Annotated in this window: 15 protein-coding genes; 3 read left to right on the forward strand and 12 right to left on the reverse strand. The window is 31.1% G+C overall.

Going from position 1 to position 18,844, the window contains the following annotated elements; all coding sequences use genetic code 11:
* Positions 1 to 38: 38 nt before the first annotated feature.
* The 4 genes from A8C32_RS09195 to A8C32_RS09210 form a co-directional block, all read right to left on the reverse strand.
* Entirely contained in the window at positions 39 to 623 is a 585-nt protein-coding gene (locus A8C32_RS09195; protein WP_069830127.1) for an NUDIX domain-containing protein, read from the reverse strand.
* On the reverse strand, positions 613 to 2,577 hold the full coding sequence (locus A8C32_RS09200) for an AAA family ATPase (RefSeq protein ID WP_069830128.1): 1,965 nt from the start codon (positions 2,575 to 2,577) through the stop codon (positions 613 to 615). Before A8C32_RS09200 ends, A8C32_RS09195 begins: the two co-directional genes overlap by 11 nt.
* A gap of 70 nt (positions 2,578 to 2,647) precedes the next feature.
* Positions 2,648 to 3,709, reverse strand: coding sequence for a hypothetical protein (locus A8C32_RS09205; RefSeq protein ID WP_069830129.1), 1,062 nt, complete (start codon positions 3,707 to 3,709; stop codon positions 2,648 to 2,650).
* A 265-nt stretch (positions 3,710 to 3,974) separates the two neighbouring features.
* Positions 3,975 to 5,324 (reverse strand): glycosyltransferase family protein, encoded by a 1,350-nt coding sequence (locus A8C32_RS09210; protein ID WP_069830130.1) that lies wholly within the window; start codon positions 5,322 to 5,324, stop codon positions 3,975 to 3,977.
* A gap of 355 nt (positions 5,325 to 5,679) precedes the next feature.
* On the opposite strand from A8C32_RS09210, the gene A8C32_RS09215 reads away from it, so the two are divergent.
* Complete coding sequence (locus A8C32_RS09215; RefSeq protein WP_240491718.1) at positions 5,680 to 5,856, forward strand: hypothetical protein; 177 nt, start codon at positions 5,680 to 5,682, stop codon at positions 5,854 to 5,856.
* A 36-nt stretch (positions 5,857 to 5,892) separates the two neighbouring features.
* On the opposite strand, the gene ettA is transcribed toward A8C32_RS09215, so the two are convergent.
* From ettA to A8C32_RS09250, 7 genes are all read right to left on the reverse strand, one after another.
* Positions 5,893 to 7,584: an energy-dependent translational throttle protein EttA gene (ettA, locus tag A8C32_RS09220; protein ID WP_069830132.1), complete on the reverse strand. Its 1,692-nt coding sequence runs from the start codon at positions 7,582 to 7,584 to the stop codon at positions 5,893 to 5,895.
* A gap of 90 nt (positions 7,585 to 7,674) precedes the next feature.
* The gene (locus tag A8C32_RS09225) at positions 7,675 to 7,851 is read right to left on the reverse strand and encodes a CAL67264 family membrane protein (protein WP_093455625.1); all 177 of its coding nucleotides are present in this window, start codon (positions 7,849 to 7,851) and stop codon (positions 7,675 to 7,677) included.
* 112 nt (positions 7,852 to 7,963) lie between these two features.
* Entirely contained in the window at positions 7,964 to 8,680 is a 717-nt protein-coding gene (locus A8C32_RS09230) for a pirin family protein (RefSeq protein WP_069830134.1), read from the reverse strand.
* 19 nt (positions 8,681 to 8,699) lie between these two features.
* A complete protein-coding gene (locus A8C32_RS09235; protein WP_069830135.1) occupies positions 8,700 to 9,572 on the reverse strand; it encodes a pirin family protein in 873 nt (290 codons plus the stop codon).
* A gap of 65 nt (positions 9,573 to 9,637) precedes the next feature.
* On the reverse strand, positions 9,638 to 10,075 hold the full coding sequence (locus tag A8C32_RS09240; protein ID WP_069830136.1) for a MarR family winged helix-turn-helix transcriptional regulator: 438 nt from the start codon (positions 10,073 to 10,075) through the stop codon (positions 9,638 to 9,640).
* Between the two features lie 23 nt (positions 10,076 to 10,098).
* Positions 10,099 to 10,629: an NADPH-dependent FMN reductase gene (locus tag A8C32_RS09245; protein WP_069830137.1), complete on the reverse strand. Its 531-nt coding sequence runs from the start codon at positions 10,627 to 10,629 to the stop codon at positions 10,099 to 10,101.
* Between the two features lie 275 nt (positions 10,630 to 10,904).
* Entirely contained in the window at positions 10,905 to 12,335 is a 1,431-nt protein-coding gene (locus A8C32_RS09250) for a DNA/RNA non-specific endonuclease (protein ID WP_069830138.1), read from the reverse strand.
* Between the two features lie 215 nt (positions 12,336 to 12,550).
* On the opposite strand from A8C32_RS09250, the gene A8C32_RS09255 reads away from it, so the two are divergent.
* Both A8C32_RS09255 and A8C32_RS09260 read left to right on the forward strand, forming a co-directional pair.
* Positions 12,551 to 14,179: an acyl-CoA carboxylase subunit beta gene (locus tag A8C32_RS09255; protein WP_069830139.1), complete on the forward strand. Its 1,629-nt coding sequence runs from the start codon at positions 12,551 to 12,553 to the stop codon at positions 14,177 to 14,179.
* A gap of 34 nt (positions 14,180 to 14,213) precedes the next feature.
* On the forward strand, positions 14,214 to 16,208 hold the full coding sequence (locus tag A8C32_RS09260) for a DUF3352 domain-containing protein (protein WP_069830140.1): 1,995 nt from the start codon (positions 14,214 to 14,216) through the stop codon (positions 16,206 to 16,208).
* A 97-nt stretch (positions 16,209 to 16,305) separates the two neighbouring features.
* On the opposite strand, the gene A8C32_RS09265 is transcribed toward A8C32_RS09260, so the two are convergent.
* Positions 16,306 to 18,624 carry a VWA domain-containing protein gene (locus A8C32_RS09265; protein WP_240491719.1) on the reverse strand — a complete coding sequence of 773 codons (2,319 nt, stop codon included), beginning with the start codon at positions 18,622 to 18,624 and terminating at the stop codon, positions 16,306 to 16,308.
* Positions 18,625 to 18,844 lie beyond the last annotated feature (220 nt).

Below are 18,844 nucleotides of genomic sequence, written 5' to 3' on the forward strand. Positions count from 1 at the left end.
TTAATTTAACAAACCTAATGTCTTTATGACTAATTTTATTAATCTAATAACTTATGTATTTGTGCATACTGCAATAACACAATGGTTCTGGTATCTTGAATTTCGCCATTATTTAGCATTGTAATAACACTTTTAAAGGGCATTTCTAAAACTTCAATATCTTCATGTTCACTTTCTAAGCCTCCTCCTTCGTTTACCTTCATATCATCTGTATATTCACCTATAAAAAAGTGCATTTTTTCTGTTAAAACACCTGGAGATGAATATGCTTCAAATACTTTTTTCACATCTTTTATTCTATACCCAACTTCCTCTTCGGTTTCTCTAATAATACAGTCTTCTGGATTGTCTTTATCTAGCATACCTGCACAAATTTCAACTAAAAAACCATCTTTATTATCATTTAAATGAGTGGGCATTCTAAACTGCTTTGTTAAAATAATGGTTTTCTTTTGGGTATTGTATAACAAAATACCGGCACCATCTCCTCTATCGTAAACTTCCCTATCCTGTGTAACCCAATTGCCGTTAGTTAATTGATAATCGAATGTGAGTTTTTTTAGAATATAGTAGTTATCCGATAATAGTTTACTTACTATATTTTTAATACGTTTAATTGCCATTTCCAAAGGTTTCTCTTGCCTTTAAATCTATATTCATTTGGTTTACTCTTGCATCTACTTTTCGTTTAAAATCTGTATCTGCTATAGTTGCTACGTTATCTAAATAACGAACAACTTCTTGTCTTCTAATTTCTGAAAAATCTAAACCTTTCATATTTGCTTTCATTACTTCCTGAAGCATATTAAATTTGGTTTCGTAATTCTGTTTAAAATAAATTTCTGGATTTTCAAACCAATCTTCTTCTAAATTAAAATCGGTTAAACGTAATGATATTGCAGATTGAATATTTCTAATATCTCTTGAAGAGAAAAACGGAAATATACTCTGTATTTCTTTATATAATGTTGCATAAAACAAATGGCTATTTGTTTTATGTTTTAGTTCTGCTTTATCGTAAGCCTCTAATACACGAACTTCTGATGGTTTTTCGATAGCACTTAAAATATCTCCCATATTTTTTGCTAAACCTTGATCTTGCAAAAACGTATAATCATTAGGACTTGCCATATTCACAAAATCTGGCATAGTCTCTTCTAATTTACGCCACCATAAGTGATCTTGATCTAAAAAATCGTGTTCTGTTCTAGCACCGTCTATTTTAAAACGACCTTGAACACGAGAAATCACGGCTTTATCTAACATTTCTGGTAAATTGGTAAATAGACCTATAGAACTGTTTCCGTAGTTTACAGCATAAGCACCTTCTGTATATCTTAAAAAGACACCTATAACCTCTTTAACACCTGCTGATACACCTTGAGATGTACGTTCTTGCAAGTTGTTTTCGGCATCATCTATTGGTGCAAAAATTAATTTTGATGGATCTTGTAAAGGCTTCATCCATTCTACCATTTTTTCTGCCGATCCGCCTTGAAAGGTACTAATTAAAGTATCTGGCATGGGATGAAATAAAAATGGAATCTCTAAATTATCACAATGTTCTTTTAATCGTGTTGCAATAGCTGCAATAAGCATACTTTTTCCTGTTCCTGGAATTCCATACCCCATAAACACGGGCATGAAACCACCTAATTCTTGGAATGGGTTTTTCTTAGCTTCAAAATCGTAACTTAACATACGTTCTGTTAATCGGCGAGAAAAATGTTTTGCATCTCGATTACCTACAATTTGTTCGAACTCAATTTTATTAAATTCTACACTTTTTGCGGTTCCTGAAAAAACATTACTCCAACCTGAAATTGCAAATTCTGATTTTTCTAATTTATAAGTACGGTCTTCAATGGTTTCGGTATATTCTAAACTGCTTTTTCTAAGTTGTATTTCATCTATTAAAGCTTCAAAATATACAACTGCAAAATCAATTACATCTTTATCTGAGTTTACAATATCTGGATGCTCTAAATATTTATCAAAATAGAATAAACTACAAGCTATTCCTTTTAAAGGTGATAAGAAAGAAACTTCTGGAATGCCAGCAAACTTCTGTTTCATCACACTTAAATCGTCTGATGCATGTGGTTTTAAATGATGTAATATATGGTATGCTGTAGAAAATAACATGAAAGCGGTTGCGGTATGCATTTTACTTTCAAATTCTCGTTTTCCATTAGAATCTAAAGTCGATTTACGTTCATTTAAAGCCGATAAACCTGAGGCATCATAATAACTTTCTTTAATCCAAATACCTAATGCCAATCCTTCTTGAACAGCATATAATGTCTCATTTAAACGTTTTGGTAAGGCTACAGAATCTGGCAACAATCGCTTTTTTAATGCTAGAATAGTTTTAGAGACTGATGTTATTTCTATTGCTCCACTTCCGTTATTTGCTCTTGATAGAAACAGCAATATAGATTCGTCTTTAGCATCTTTGTCTTTATTTTTTGCTCTCTGGCCTTGCTCCCATTGTATACTTTTTAAATAGCCACTGGCTTCCTCTCGAAGCATATCTAATTCGTTAAGTTTTATTGGGAATGTTGAGTTATGTTCCATGTATTAAATTAAAAATTGTAGGTAAAAGTTATAGGTTCTATTAATTAAAACTTCGAGATTCTATTTAAATTCAACTCTTTTTTATTTCTAAGTTAGCTGTCTCAATTGGTGGTTTAGCTAATTTATTCATGAGTTTTGGTGTTTTATTATATAATAATTGGATAATTCTGTGCGGCGCTAATACATAACGTTGCTTTAAAATATCATCCCACTTTTGTAGTATTTGTTTATTGAAAAAGCTGCCTTCTTTAAATTCGCTGTCTGATTTAACTTCTTCTACCTTTAAAGAAATGGCGTAAGATTCTAACAGTATTTCTTTCTTAGCAATACCTTCTAATAGAGTGTGCGTTATTTCGTTTTCATCTTTTGCAAAAACGTTGTGTATAGGTCCCAAATCTATACGTTTAATTAATTTAGGAGATACTTTGGGTAATTTTCTATCTATAGCATATGCCATAGTATCTAGAGCCATGTCTCTATCTGCAGTTGTTTTTAAAACATTGTAAATGTCGTCTTTATGTTCTTCAATTTTATTGCCATCGTAATTAAAATACATAAAGCAAATAAAGGGACGATTGTGAGATACATCGTAAAAACTCCAGCTCGTCATGTAATCTGCATCTATCTTTTTGGGTGCCTTTATAATTTTCCCTTGTACAAACCTGTTAAATATGTGTTCTTTATTTACTGACGTATAGTAAATTATTGAGGCCGCTTGAAAAAGCTTGGCTTTTTTAATAGGTTCTTTTTTATGTAAAAGAGATTTTAAAAAAGATTCTTTTAGAGTGCTAATTGGTGTTAGTTTATCTAAATACTCATCGCGTAATTCTAAATCGTTAAATAAATATCTAAATTCTAGATAATTAGGAAGACCAGAATCTGTTAAATCGACTTTCATATTATCCTCTTCATCATACATATATTTAATACGCATAGCTTCTATAGAGTATAATAAAAGGTCGCAATATTGCTTAAATAATAATACCTCTTGTTTATTACAAAGCTTTTGCTGTTGTACAGCAACAATAAGTTCTTTAAAAGTAAAATCAACCATTTTATGATAGAATACATAATGCTCTTTGGAATCTAGTATTGCAGAATCTAATGGTGTTACTATGTGGTTTATGGACATTTATTTTAATTAAAAATGAACAATCAAAATTTAACAGATATTAATCAAATAGTTGTTGTATTAAATATTACAACATTGTTTATTTAACATGAATTTCACAAATACTATTTAAATAATACTTCTCCTTACGGATAGCTCAAGTTAAGAATTGAGGACTTATCGGAACTACTTTCTGAGAACCTTCTAATTTCGTTCAAGATAAATTTACTAAAAGTTTAACCTTCTTTTGCTTTTTTTAGCAAAAGAAGGAAACACTATAATTATTTTAAGACAATAAATCGTCTTCAGAGTCAGCAGGTTTTGGTTTTACTGCAGGCGCTCCTTTATCGCCTTCTCCAGAAGGTTGATTTGCATCGGCTTTATAATAATCTTCGAAAAGTTCTTTCATATCGATACCATAACGCTCTGCAAAATTCTTTTGTATTTGACCATCTTTAGCTCTTATTTCTTGTAAAGCCTCTGCATAACTACTGTAAACACCTTGCATTACTTTTTCGTGTACTGGAATATTATCCATCATATCTTGACGTGCTTTTGCGCTTGCTGTATGCATAGATGCTAATGTTTCTCCAATATGCTCATCTGTTTTCACACCTAAATGTTCTAAAATAGCTGCAAATTCTTGATCTGTTCTAGCTTTTAAGGCAACTACATAGCCATCATAATATTTTAAACGCTCTTCTGTATCAGACTTTAATTTAGCTCTATGTGTTTGCAAGTTGCTACGTAAAGATGTTAATACTTTAATTGTTAAATTATGTTTATGTACAAAACTATCTTTAGAGGCTGCTAGAGTTGTATATGCGTTTTTAAGTCCTTCTAACTCTTCTACTTTTTGCTCTAAAGCGGTCATTTTACCAATAGATTCTGAGTATTCTGTAGATTGTTTATCTGCTATATCTTCTAATTCTTGACGTGCTTGTTTTAGTAAGGCATATTGTGCTTCTAGTTTTTCTTCTACTTCTTTCTTTTTCTCTAAAGCCTTGGTATGATTTTTAGAAGCTTCTACTATAGCGTCTTTTAATTTCTCTTCTACTTCTTTTATTTCTACTTCACGGTTTTTTAATCGTGTTACTGCTGCTTGCGATTTATAAGATAGCTCACTTAACAGTGTTTGTATATCTGCACTTTCTATACGTTCTTGGAACATAGCTTTGGCTTTATTATCTGCCCCAGCTCTTACCTTTTCTGCTGTTTTAAGTGCTGCTTCTGCTTTTGCTATTTTACTTTTACGTCCCCAAAGGTTATTCCACCAGCTATCTGGTACTTTTTGAGCATCTTCTAATTCTATTTTTCCTCTTTCTACAGCTTTTTGAGCATCATCAATTACTTTTTGTTCTGTAGGGTTAAGGGCAGAGAATTTTTCAAAAATAATACCTACCTCGTCTTGATAATCTGTTAAATCTTTAATAGCATCTAAAAGGCTGGTTCTATCCTTTTCTGCCATATTTACTACATCATCCAAAGTTGCGTTTAATATTTTTTGACGGCTCTCTGGATCATCTTCTTGAGACAGTTTAGATTTCATAGTGTCAATGGCTTTTCCCCAATTAACGTCTACTTTTTCGGTTTTCTCGTTAGAATTAGTTTCTAGTAAATCAAAATCATCTGACATTTTGTATATTTTTTTTTATTGTTCAAATATTAGGTAAGCAATTTCGTTAAAATATCTCAATTTTAAAAGCAAACAAATATTTACTTTCGAGAGATTACAACTACACATTCAACAAGTTACATTTAATTTATTTTGCTCAATTTATTAGTATAAATAATTATATAAATGTTACATTATTTTACTCTTTTGTTAACTTTCTCTAAAAAAAGCTAATCAATATTCTAAAAATTGTAAAACAAATATTTTATTCTATATTTGGAAATCTATTAATCTAAATATCTCTCTTTAATTTATGTCTATAAATCAGTTAACTTCAATTGTTTTAGGCTCCTCTTTAATAAATAAATATAATATTTTGACTATACTTATTATAGTTATGGTCATTTTTGGAACCTTATTAATTTTTGGTATTAGAAAATCTTATAAACTAAAAAAAGATAATGAACGATTAACTAATTTAAACACCTCAACTCTTAATAAAAAGGAAACGTATAAAGATTTTACTGAAGGACATATGTATGATAACAAATAAAAAATGCGCTCTTTTGGAGCGCATTTTTTATTTACTTTATCTTACTAGTTTTTTATACTTTATCCGTTTAGGCATTAAATCTCCGCCCAATCGCTTTTTCTTATTTTCCTCATAATCTGAGAAGCTTCCTTCAAAGAAATAGACTTGAGAGTCTCCTTCGAAAGCTAAAATGTGTGTACAAATTCTATCTAAGAACCAACGGTCGTGACTAATAACAACTGCACAACCTGCAAAATTTTCTAAACCTTCTTCTAAAGCTCTTAGTGTATTTACATCAAGATCATTTGTTGGCTCATCTAACAACAGTACGTTTCCTTCTTCTTTAAGCGTCATAGCCAAATGCAAACGGTTACGCTCTCCTCCAGATAGAAGTTTTACTTTTTTATTTTGTTCTCCTCCAGAAAAATTAAAACGACTTAAGTACGCTCTTGAGTTTACTTCTTTTCCTCCCATCATTATCAACTCTTGCTCATCACTAAAGTTTTGCCAAATGGTTTTTTCTGGATCTATATTGGAATGCTTTTGATCTACATAAGCTAATTTAGCTGTATCTCCAACTTTAAACTCCCCTTTATCTGGAGTTTCTTCTCCCATAATCATTCTAAAAATAGTAGTTTTACCTGCACCATTAGGTCCAATAACGCCAACTATTCCTGCTTGTGGTAAGTTAAAATTTAAATCATCGTAAAGTAATTTATCATCATAACCTTTTGCTACGCTAGAAGCTTCAATTACATTAGTTCCCAAACGTGGACCATTAGGAATGTATATCTCTAATTTTTCGTCAAGTTGTTTTTGATCTTGACTCATTAACTTATCGTAATTTTTTAAACGTGCTTTTTGCTTAGTTTGACGCCCTTTTGTTCCTTGACGAACCCAATCTAACTCACGCTCTAATGTTTTTTGACGTTTAGAGGCTGTTTTACTTTCTTGAGCCATACGTTTAGATTTTTGATCTAACCATGACGAATAATTACCTTTCCAAGGGATACCTTCTCCTCTATCTAGCTCTAAAATCCATCCTGCTACGTTATCTAAGAAATATCTATCGTGGGTTACTGCGATTACTGTTCCTTTATATTGTGCTAAATGATGCTCTAACCAATGTACAGATTCGGCATCCAAGTGATTAGTTGGTTCATCTAATAATAACACATCTGGTTCTTGTAAAAGCAATCTACATAAAGCCACTCTACGTTTTTCTCCTCCAGATAATACACCTATTTTTTTATCGCCATCTGGTGTTCTTAAAGCATCCATAGCTATTTCAAGCTTCGTATCAAGTTCCCATGCTCCAGCTGCATCAATTTCATCTTGAAGTTCTGCTTGACGATTCATTAACTTTTCCATCTTATCTGGATCAGAATAGACTTCTTCCAGACCAAACATATCGTTAATTTTATTGTACTCTTCAAGGATAGCTACAGTTTCAGCAGCACCTTCACGTACTACTTCCATTACCGTTTTATCATCATCAAGCTTAGGCTCTTGCTCTAAATACCCTACTGAATAATCTTGTAAAAAAGTAACATCACCTTGAAAATTTTTATCAACGCCTGCTATAATTTTTAATAATGTAGATTTACCAGAACCATTAAGTCCTAAGATTCCTATTTTCGCTCCATAAAAAAAGCTTAAATAAATATTCTTTAATACTGGCGTATTTGCACCTTGAAATGTCTTGGTTAAACCAGACATTGAGAAAATTACTTTTTTATCGTCACTCATTGCTTTTTAATTATTTTCCTTAACCTATTTTTATTTTTTATTAAAACTACAGGTAATATTTTAGTGATGTAACTAAATACTGTAAACGCTTTAAACGCGTCCTTTTAAAGCATTGAAAACCCATGCTACGGCAAAAAAGCCAATACCAACAGCTCCAAAGCCATACCCTGCCACATCATCGTACCTAAAAGCTCCTAACGCTATTAATAAAAGGCCCATTAAAATCATTATCCATGTAGCCCAAGCTAAAACCGTATTTTTATTCATTGCCATAATCTATTCTTATTTTTTGGTAATTAGTTTAAAGGCAAATATCGTAGTTTTTAAATAAAAAAGCACCCGATTAGAGTGCTTTTTCCCATTAATCAATGATAAGATTTTAATTCATAGGTACTTCTATAATGATTATTTTAGAATTTTCATTTGCCTTAATAGAAATAGTTTCAATTTCTGAAACACCAATAGCGTCTTTTGATTTCAAAATAGCCTCATCAACTTTAACCTCGCCTTCAACAATAAACAAATAAAAACCATTGTTACTATCTTTAATAGTTAAGTCTATTGATTTTTCGGACTCTAAATTAGAACGATAAATATAAGCTTGCTGATTAATGGGCAACGCGTCTCCTTCCAGCTTATCTTTTGGAGCTACAACAGTTTGAAACTTGTTTTTTTGATTATTAGAATGAAACTTTCTTTGCTCATAATTAGGTTCGACTCCCATCTCTTGAGGAACGATCCAGAGTTGTAAAAAGTTAACTTCATCTATTTTACTATCATTAAATTCTGAATGTGTCAAACCTGTTCCTGCACTCATAACTTGTACTTCATCAACTTCTATAGCACGTGTATTCCCCATACTATCCTTATGTGATAATGCACCTTTTAATGGAATAGAAATAATTTCCATATTTTGATGTGGATGTGTACCAAACCCCATTTTAGGCTGCACAATATCATCATTTAAAACTCTAAGCGCTCCAAAATTCATACGTTCTGCATTTTGATAACTAGCAAAACTAAAAGTATGGTGTGATTTTAACCAACCGTGATTGGCAAATCCTCTGGTTTCTGATTTGTGAATTATTGTTTTCATAACATACTTCTTTTTAATATTAACTTACTGGAAGAAACCCCATTTTTCCCATTTGATAATCGCGCATAGCTTCCATTATTTCTGTTTGTGTATTCATAACATATGGACCGTATGTTGTTACGTTTTCTTTTAAAGGAACTCCAGATAGAAATAAGAGTTTACTGGTTTTATTTGCTTTTATTGAAAAACAGTCTCCGTCTTGATTAAACTGAATTAATTGATTTTTATTTAACTCTAAATTTTCATATTTATTTATTAAAACATCACCTTTTAGTAAATACACCATTGATTGATGCGATTCTTCTAACGACATATTATATGTTCCGCCCTCTACAGCATCAATCATATAAGCATTCACAGGTGTTTGCGTTGCTATTCTACCATAAACACCTTTTAACTCTCCTGCTATAATTTGAATATGTACTTTATCATCTTGAGAAGATATCACATTAAAATCATCATTTTTAGCATGCTGATAATTTGGTGAAATCATTTTTTTTGCTGCTGGTAAATTCAACCACAATTGAATACCTTCTAATATCCCTCCTTTTTGCACAAATGCTTTTGTTGGTGCTTCGGCATGAATAATCCCTCTCCCAGCAGTTGTCCATTGTACATCTCCTGCTTTTACAACACTTTTATTACCTAAGGAATCACGATGTAATTGTTCGCCTTGTATTAAAAAGGTTATAGGTTCAAAACCTCTGTGTGGATGCGGTCCTAAATCAAACGGATTATTTCGTTCTGAAATTTCATAAGGCCCATAATGATGTAGTAGCACAAATGGATCTATACCGTCTATATCCAGAGTAGGAACAGGTTGCCTCAATTTTATTGGCCCCATGTTAACAAAATGACTTTTTCCTATATGCTTTATCGTACTTAGTTTCATGATATTTATTTTTTAATTTCCATGAAGACAAATATCTTTTGTAATAAGCTAAAAGGATTGGATTATCATCTCATTTTATCTAGCAAATTACTTAATTGCTCTGCTTCTTCTTCTGTTAAATTCTTAATTAAAAAGTTATTAGGATTATCTTGTATAGCTTTCAAAATTAAATCTCCTTCTTTAGTAATCGCTATTTTAACGACACGCCTATCTTGCTTTGACGGCAAACGTTCTATATATTTTTTAGCACATAACTTATCCATTAAACGCGTTGCATTGGGAGAACGCTCAATCATTCTATTTTTTATTACCTGAACATTTAAAGGTTCTTTTGCTCCTCTTAAAATTCGTAAAACATTATACTGCTGAGGAGAAATCCCATAAGACTTAAAAAACTCAATTTGATTACTATTTATCCAATTAGCGGTATAAATAATATTGATTAACGCTTTAACTTTATTATTATCAAATTTTGAATTTATATCTTTTGAAATATCTCCCATTTTCAATATGCTTTAAATCGTTTTTATAGTGCTTTTTGAAAAGTATCTACTTGCTTAACTAATTTAGATTTCAATTCTTCATTAACAAGTTTATCTTCAGAAAAATTATCTCCAAAAAAAGGTAAACTAAAGTCTGCTACTATGTTTCCTCCCATATATGGGAAACGCCCTTTAGCAATCTCTAAAACTGTTGTTCCACCTCTTCCTCCTGGTGAAGTTGCCATAAGTAACATAGGCTTATCGCTCCAAAGCTTTCCATCTATTCTAGACATCCAGTCAAAAATATTTTTAAATACTGTCGCATATGCTCCATTATGTTCTGCTAAAGAAAGTATTATGCCATTTGATGATTTTATAGCTTCTAAAAACTTATGAGCATTTTCTGGTATACCATATTCGTTTTCATAATCTATACCATAAAGAGGCAATTCAAAATTGTTTAAATCTAAAACTTTAGTCTCAACATTCGTTACCAAACTAGCAGCATAAATTGCTAACTTTTTATTAATTGATGCTTTACTATTAGTTCCTGCAAAAGCTATTATGTTTTTCATTTTTATATGATTTTAATATAGCAAATATAAAAATAAAACATTTATTTTCCAAGGAAACTATTTCCGTGTAATCATTTTGTGATTTTATTAACAACATTACTATGAAAAACAATCTCAATGTCTAACTAAGAGTAAGTAATGTCCTCTTTTTAAGCTTATTTTAATTCATAATTGGTATAACGTTTTTTTATTCAAAAAAAAAAATCTTCTTTATATATTAAAGAAAAGGGAGCTATAAAGCTCCCTCTAAAAATAAAACATAAATGATACTATCTCTAACTCGATGGTCCATTATCTATCCTAGATTCCAAGACGGACTCTATTGAATTTGGTATATTTTCTAATAAATCGTAGCCTGTTAAACTTTCTATAGCATTTACAGAAGTTCTAAAACTTGTCCAATCTCTACTAATGTTTTGACTGTTAGGGACGTTTATAGCAATAACTCTTGTTGAGGTTGTTACTCTATTAATGTCATTAGTGCCATTAGGTAATATCAATGCTACTTTCCAAAAAGAACTTGGCACAGTAATTCTTCCACTACTAATTGTAGATGCAAAACCATTTCTACCAGTACCACCACTTCCTGCAACTCCTGCTATAATATGTATTTCATTACCTCTAGAGGTTAGAGATCTTAAATAGTTTTCGAAGCTATTCCAACTTTTTTGATTATTATCTGGAGATTGGGGTGCTATATTACTAACATAAAAAGTATTAGAATTAGATCCTGATGCATATGTTCTATCTCCAGATGGACATAAATGACCGCGATCGAAACCAGAACCAGTGTAATTGTTAGAACTAGGCTTAAAAAAACTATTTGGTAGTGCTGTATCACTTCTAAAACAATCACACCTAACGGTACTACCAATCCATGCACTACTTAAATGCCAACTTACCCAATTAGCCGTTCCTCTACTATTGTTATAAGATAAACTATAATCTGGTCTAGATAAATAGTAATTAGATGAGCTAGTACCTGCATTAGACGGATTACCAAATGTGATATTACTATCTCTTGATGGATTACCACTATCTCCACCACTATCTCCACCACCGGTAGCCCCCGTGGTAACTTCAAAATTATCTATATTAATACGATTAGAGCCTCCTGAAATTTTATAAATACCATAACGTACACTTCTCGTCTCGTTTACGTTAAAAGTTACCGTATTTAATCTAGTAGAGTTTGTATTTACAGTATTTCCTATGAAGAACCAATTAGCACCATTATCATATGATGCTACTAAACGCCAATTGGAACTTCCATCATTTCCATATTTAGCATGACGTATACTTATCTTTTTTACTCCATCATCCATGTTAAAGCTCATGGTAGCATGTCCTGTATTTCTAATTCTTATAGATTTAGAGCCAAATTTTCGGTCACTTGATAATACTCCAATTAAAGCATCAGATAGACTCCAACTACCAGAACTAAGGTTTACATTTCCAGTAGAGTAACTTTCTTTTTTTCCTGATTCATAAGTTTCAATAAATCCAGAACTTCTTCTAATAAGAAGATTATGCTCATGAGGTCCCTCATTGTCGTAAAAATTTGTTTGAACATCTATACTGCCATTAATCTCTAACGGAATAGATTTTGTTACTTCGTAAAGCGGTTCTTCATCTGTGTTACAACTAATTAATAATAACGACACAAAAATGAATGCTAAATAATAGTTAAAGTTAAAAAATTTCATAATAAATTAGATTGAGTTTGTAAAAAAAATCACGTAAATTTAGGATAAAATTCTCACTTTAATTATTAACTTCATAATAACAAAATGTTATGTAGTTGTTATAAATTAGCATCTTATGTAAATAATTAGTTTTATTTTTAAAATATTATTCCTTTATTTTTTAATATCATTAAAATTCCTTCTTTTTTGTATTTTCGTGCAAACAATACATACTAATGGATATCAACTTCAATAAAAACGAAGATCATAATAAACTCTTAATTTCAGAACTTAATAAAAGGCTCTCAAAAGTTAAATTAGGTGGCGGAAAAAGTCGCATTGAAAAATTACACAGTAAAGGTAAAATGACTGCCAGAGAGCGTATTGATTATTTATTAGATTCGAAGGCTAAATCTATTGAAATAGCTGCTTTTGCGGGAGAAGATATGTATAAAGAACATGGTGGCTGTCCTTCTGGAGGTGTTGTTATAAAAATAGGTTATATAAAAGGTAAACAGTGTATTGTTGTAGCTAATGATGCTACTGTTAAAGCTGGAGCTTGGTTTCCTATTACAGGTAAAAAGAACTTAAGAGCTCAAGAAATTGCCATTGAAAATAAACTTCCTATTATATATTTAGTAGATTCTGCTGGTGTATTTTTACCTCTTCAAGATGAAATTTTTCCAGATAAAGAGCATTTTGGACGTATTTTTAGAAATAATGCTATTATGAGTAGTATGGGAATTACGCAAATAGCTGCTGTAATGGGGAGTTGTGTTGCTGGTGGTGCTTACTTACCTATTATGAGTGACGAGGCTTTAATTGTTGATAAAACTGGAAGTATTTTTCTTGCAGGGAGTTATTTAGTAAAAGCTGCCATTGGTGAAAGTATTGATAATGAAACTTTGGGTGGTGCTACGACGCATTGTGAAATTTCCGGAGTTACAGATTATAAGGCTAAAGATGATAGTGATGCTTTAGATACGATAAAGAACATTATTGATAAAATAGGTGATTTTAATAAAGCAGGGTTTAACAGAACTGAAGTAAAAAAACCTAAGGAAAACCCTGAAGATATTTATGGTATCCTACCAAAGTCTAGAGCCGATCAATATGATATGTATGAAATAATCAAACGAATAGTAGATAACTCTGAATTTGATGAATACAAAGCGGGCTATGGACAAACCATTATTACTGTTTATGCCAGAATTGATGGTTGGGCGGTTGGTATTGTTGCTAACCAACGTAAATTGGTTAAAACAAAGCAAGGGGAGATGCAATTTGGAGGCGTTATTTATAACGATAGCGCAGATAAGGCTACACGTTTTATTGCCAATTGCAATCAAAAAAAAATACCTTTAGTTTTCCTTCAAGATGTTACTGGTTTTATGGTAGGTAGTAAAAGTGAACATGGCGGTATTATAAAAGATGGTGCCAAAATGGTAAACGCTGTTAGTAATAGTGTAGTTCCAAAATTTACCATAATTATAGGTAATAGCTATGGAGCTGGTAATTATGCTATGTGTGGTAAAGCCTACGACCCAAGGCTAATTATTGCATGGCCTAGTGCCGAACTTGCTGTAATGAGTGGTAATAGTGCCGCTAAAGTATTATTACAAATAGAAAAAGCTTCTCTTGAAAAAAAGGGAGAAAAAATTACTCCAGCAAAAGAGGCTGAACTTTTTGATAAAATAAAAAATAGATACGATAACCAAGTATCTCCATATTATGCAGCTTCCAGAATTTGGACTGATGCTATAATAAACCCTTTAGATACCAGAACATGGATTAGCATGGGTATTGAAGCCGCAAACCATGCTCCCATTGAGAAACCTTTTAATTTAGGAATCTTACAGGTCTAATAAAAAACTCCCCAACCTATTTTTATAATAACAAATGAAAAAAAGAAACATTCTTTACCTACTACTTACCTTAATTATTGGATTTATTTTATACCAGTTATGTGTATTTTATTTTGATAATAACGACAACATACAATCTATTTATTTAGTTCCAAAAGATGCTGTTTACCTTATTGAAACTCAAGAGCCCGTAGATAATTGGGAAGCAATTAGTAAAAGTGATATCTGGAAACATTTAAACTCCAATACTTACTTTAATGAATTAGCTGAAAGCCTTAATAAATTAGACACAATTTTTAAAGAAAAACAAGGTCTTTTTGATAAAATAGGAGACAGAGAAATATTAGTTTCTGCACATGTATATGCGCCACAAAAATATGATTTTTTCTATGTGGTAGATTTACAGAAAATAGCAAAACTTGATTTACTAAAAAACCATTTAAATACATTGGTTGATAGTAATTTTAAAGTAAGTAAGCGTAAATATCATGAACATGAAATAACAGAAATTCATGATATAAAAACACGTGAAACCTTATACATAAGTTTTATAAAAAACCAATTAATAGCATCTTATGTACACACATTAGTTGAAGCCTCTATAGATCAATATTTAGAACCAGATTTAGGGAGGAATTTTGATTTTATAGAAGTTAGAAAGCATGTGGGTTACGATGATATGTTTCGACTTTATTTTCAATATAAATACCTAGAAGACTTTATTAAAATATTCTCTAACGATACTGGTTACATTGGAAAATCCTTAAGTGAAAGTTTCGATTTTAGTGGTTTTAGTTTCGATTTAGATGATAATACCATTTTAGCCAATGGAGTTACTAACACCAACAATCAAGCTAATACATATTTACAAGCACTTCAAGAATCTGGAAAAAGCTCACGAAGCATTAGTGAAATTGCTCCAAAGCAAACTGCTTTATATTTAAGTTTTGCTTTTAATAGTTTTGATGATTTTTATACCAATTTTGAAACTATCCTAAAAGAAAACCCAGAGCAATTTAAAAGTTATTTAGATGGTACAGAACAAATAGAAAACTTTTTAAAAATTGACTTGAAAGAACATTTTATGAGTTGGATAGATGATGAAGTTGCGCTTCTCCAACTCCACTCTAGCGTTTCCCAATCTAAAAAAGATGTTGCCTTCGTTTTAAAAACAAAAAATAATGAGGATGCAAAACAGAATTTAGATTTTATTTTAGAACAAATACGTAAACGAAGCCCTGTAAAATTTAAAGAAGTTAACTATAAAGGGTATCCTATTAATTTTATGTCTATCAAAGGTTTTTTCAAACTGTTACTAGGTGGTTTATTTAAAAGCATTGATAAACCTTACTTTACTATAATTGAAGATTACGTTGTGTTTAGTAACCATCCAAACACTTTAAAAAGTATTATAAACACATATATAAGTAGTGAAACTCTAGATAATTTTGATGCTTACACAGATTTTGACGATAAATTTGATAACCAATCTAGTGTTTTCGCATATATTAATATGCCTAATCTTTATAATAGTACTTACCAATTTGTAAATGCTACAACCAAAAAACAAGTAAAAGCAAACAAAGATTATCTTATTTGTTTCCCTCAAATTGGTATTCAATTAACTCCTGAAAAAGACTATTTTGAAAGTAAAATAATTGTTGATTACGAAGATCCAGAGGTTGTTAAAGCTAAATATGCAATAACAGACAAAACAATCTCTAATAAAACAAGTAAAAACACTAAACCTATAGAGGTTACCGAAGACAATATAAATAAGAAAACAGTTTTTAATATTCCTGAAATTTACCCATCCGATTTAACTGCTAAAACCTTTACAAGAAAATATGCTAATGGAACTATTCGTTTTTCTGTTGAATTAAAAGATGGTTTAAAACATGGGCGTTACAACGAATATTACCCTAATGGTACACTTAAAATTTCTGGCAAGTACGCAAACGATAAACAGGTTAAAACTTGGAGCGTTTATAATTATCAAGAAGATTTGGTTTATAAAAAACGATTTTAGCCTTTTCTAAACCTTGTACAAATAAAAAAAGGAACGCGAGAGTGTTCCTTTTTTATTTAACAATACATCTAAAACCAATTATTAACCAACCTCAAAATTACTGACTTATTGTTTTAACCAACCTGTTAAATTCTGCTCTATATCCATCTTTATCTTCTCCTCTTCCTTCCTTTGCTAGCTTAATAACATCTTCTATTTTGGAGTTATTGTGGTATTTCGACAGCCTTAACTGCATACCAAATAACGCTACTGCAGATGCAAATTTTAAATCCTCAGATGCTTCTTGAACTTCATCTTTTTGAATATGCACCATCTCTATACTCTTATCTCCATCTGGCTTTTTATATCTAAATTTCACGGTAAACAATTCATCTGAATACGCTTGACCTACAGCAGATTTAGTATATTTTAAATCTGACACTTCTTTTAAATAATCACTTTTAGTACCTACAGGAATCACTTCGTATAAAGCGGTTACAGTATGTCCGCTACCTAACTCGCCCGCATCTTTAGTATCGTCTATAAAGTCCTCATCTTCCAACATTCTATTTTCATAACCTATTAGTCTATAAGCTTGAACTTTATTTGGGTTAAACTCCACTTGAATTTTCACATCTTTTGCTATAGTAAATAAAGTGCCTCCAAATTCTTTCCCAAAAACTTTTTGGGCTTCCTGCATATTATCAATATAGGCATGATTTCCATTCCCTTTATCTGCCAAAATCTCTAATTTTGAATCTTTATAATTTCCATATCCAAAGCCTAAAACCGATAAAAATACTCCGGACTCACGTTTTTTCTCTATAAGTTTTTCCATAGCTTTATCACTAGAAGCTCCTACATTAAAATCTCCATCGGTTGCTAAAATCACTCGATTATTCCCTTTCTTTTTAAAATGCTTCGCTGCCAATGCATAAGCCAATTCTATACCTTCGCCCCCAGCTGTTGAACCTCCAGATTGTAAGTTATCTAAAGCTTTCATTATTTTCTTTTTATCCTTTCCAGAAGTTGGCTCTAAAACAACTCCTGCAGCACCTGCATATACTACTATAGACACTTTATCCTTTTCTCTTAATTGATTTACTAATAGTTTAAAAGCCGATTTTAATAATGGTAACTTGTTTTGTGAGCTCATAGACCCTGAAACATCTATTAAAAAAGTTAAATTAGATGCTGGCAAGGCATCATTACTAAACGTTTTTCCTTGCAAGCCTACTTTAACAATTTTAGTATCTTTATTCCAAGGTGTTTTTGCTACTTCTGTATTTATAGAAAACGGATGTTTACCAACAGGTTGCGGATAATTGTAATCAAAATAATTAATCATTTCCTCTATTTTAACAGCATCAGGCTCTACAACTACGCCATTATTAATCATACGTCTAATATTACTGTATGATGCTTTATCAACATCTATAGAAAAAGTTGATAATGGAGAAATCGAGGTCCTTTCAAAACTATTTTCCTCAATAACCGTATAACTTTCATTATTATGAATTCTAAAATTCCCTTGATTTGTTGTGATAACAATACAGCCATTTTTAGCTATTTTTCCAAACTTCTTTTTCGCTTCAGATTTGTTATATTGTTTTTTATTGTCTATATCAGATTTAGGTAAGTTTTTAATAATATGATTATTTTCCTTTTTAATAGGCACACCGTCTACAATATATAAAGGTTCTTTAATCGTTTTATTTTTATGAGCGTTTGTTGATATTAAAATAATACCATTACTTGCTCTAGCTCCATATATTGCAGATGAAGATGAATCTTTTAGAACATCTATAGCCTCAATGTTATTAGGGTTTATTTGTTCTAAATTTTTATACGAACTAACCACACCATCTATAACCACTAAAGGTGCTCTATTTCCTGATACTGAATTTATACCTCTAATAAGAATTTGAGAATTAGGCTTACCACTATTATTAGCTACATTAACTCCAGCAACCTGACCTTGTAATGCCTTTACTATAGAGTTAGATTGAATTTGACTTGATAATTTATTATGATATGCCTTTTGTTTTTGGCGTTTTAATTGCGATTTTGAAAGCGATACCGAAGCTGTAACTTCTTTTTTATTTACAACCCCATATCCAACTATTACAACTTCATCAAGTTCTTGAGAATCTTCTTCCAATATAACAGAAAGCATAGTTTGTTTTCCAACTGTTACGTCTTTTGTAATAAAACCCAAATAACTAAATACTAAAATATCCGACTCTTTGGCTTTTATCTCATATACCCCATCAAAATCCGTTATAGCCATTACTTCGGTTCCTTTTATTTTAACATTTACTCCTGGTAATGGTAAGTTATCATTAACTGATGTTACTATACCTGAAATAATTCTTTCTTGCGCTTGCAACTGGATTGAAATCATCAATATAATGACCGCTTTTAATATTCTTTTCATAATAGCTGATTTATAAGTTTAGCATAAAACTACCTTTAAACTGTTTAAGAGAAAACCAACAATGAGTGAAGCGTATTTTTCGTTGAGTGAAGACATAAAAAAAGAGGCTTTTATAAAGAGGCTACTGAAAAAGTAATCGTATTTTGAAAACGCGAACTTCATTGTAAGAGATTTCACGAATTAATTTTGTGAAATCTCTTTTTGATTTTAAGCTTTTTAT

This window comes from Flavivirga aquatica, from assembly GCF_001747085.1.
Lineage (GTDB): Bacteria > Bacteroidota > Bacteroidia > Flavobacteriales > Flavobacteriaceae > Algibacter_C > Algibacter_C aquatica.

Coding starts and splice junctions, on each gene's coding strand:
- A8C32_RS09195 (WP_069830127.1), bottom strand. CDS start 623: ATGGCAATTAAACGTATTAAAAATATAGTAAGTAAACTATTATCGGAT.
- A8C32_RS09200 (WP_069830128.1), bottom strand. CDS start 2,577: ATGGAACATAACTCAACATTCCCAATAAAACTTAACGAATTAGATATG.
- A8C32_RS09205 (WP_069830129.1), bottom strand. CDS start 3,709: ATGTCCATAAACCACATAGTAACACCATTAGATTCTGCAATACTAGAT.
- A8C32_RS09210 (WP_069830130.1), bottom strand. CDS start 5,324: ATGTCAGATGATTTTGATTTACTAGAAACTAATTCTAACGAGAAAACC.
- ettA (WP_069830132.1), bottom strand. CDS start 7,584: ATGAGTGACGATAAAAAAGTAATTTTCTCAATGTCTGGTTTAACCAAG.
- A8C32_RS09225 (WP_093455625.1), bottom strand. CDS start 7,851: ATGAATAAAAATACGGTTTTAGCTTGGGCTACATGGATAATGATTTTA.
- A8C32_RS09230 (WP_069830134.1), bottom strand. CDS start 8,680: ATGAAAACAATAATTCACAAATCAGAAACCAGAGGATTTGCCAATCAC.
- A8C32_RS09235 (WP_069830135.1), bottom strand. CDS start 9,572: ATGAAACTAAGTACGATAAAGCATATAGGAAAAAGTCATTTTGTTAAC.
- A8C32_RS09240 (WP_069830136.1), bottom strand. CDS start 10,075: ATGGGAGATATTTCAAAAGATATAAATTCAAAATTTGATAATAATAAA.
- A8C32_RS09245 (WP_069830137.1), bottom strand. CDS start 10,629: ATGAAAAACATAATAGCTTTTGCAGGAACTAATAGTAAAGCATCAATT.
- A8C32_RS09250 (WP_069830138.1), bottom strand. CDS start 12,335: ATGAAATTTTTTAACTTTAACTATTATTTAGCATTCATTTTTGTGTCG.
- A8C32_RS09255 (WP_069830139.1), top strand. CDS start 12,551: ATGGATATCAACTTCAATAAAAACGAAGATCATAATAAACTCTTAATT.
- A8C32_RS09260 (WP_069830140.1), top strand. CDS start 14,214: ATGAAAAAAAGAAACATTCTTTACCTACTACTTACCTTAATTATTGGA.
- A8C32_RS09265 (WP_240491719.1), bottom strand. CDS start 18,624: ATGAAAAGAATATTAAAAGCGGTCATTATATTGATGATTTCAATCCAG.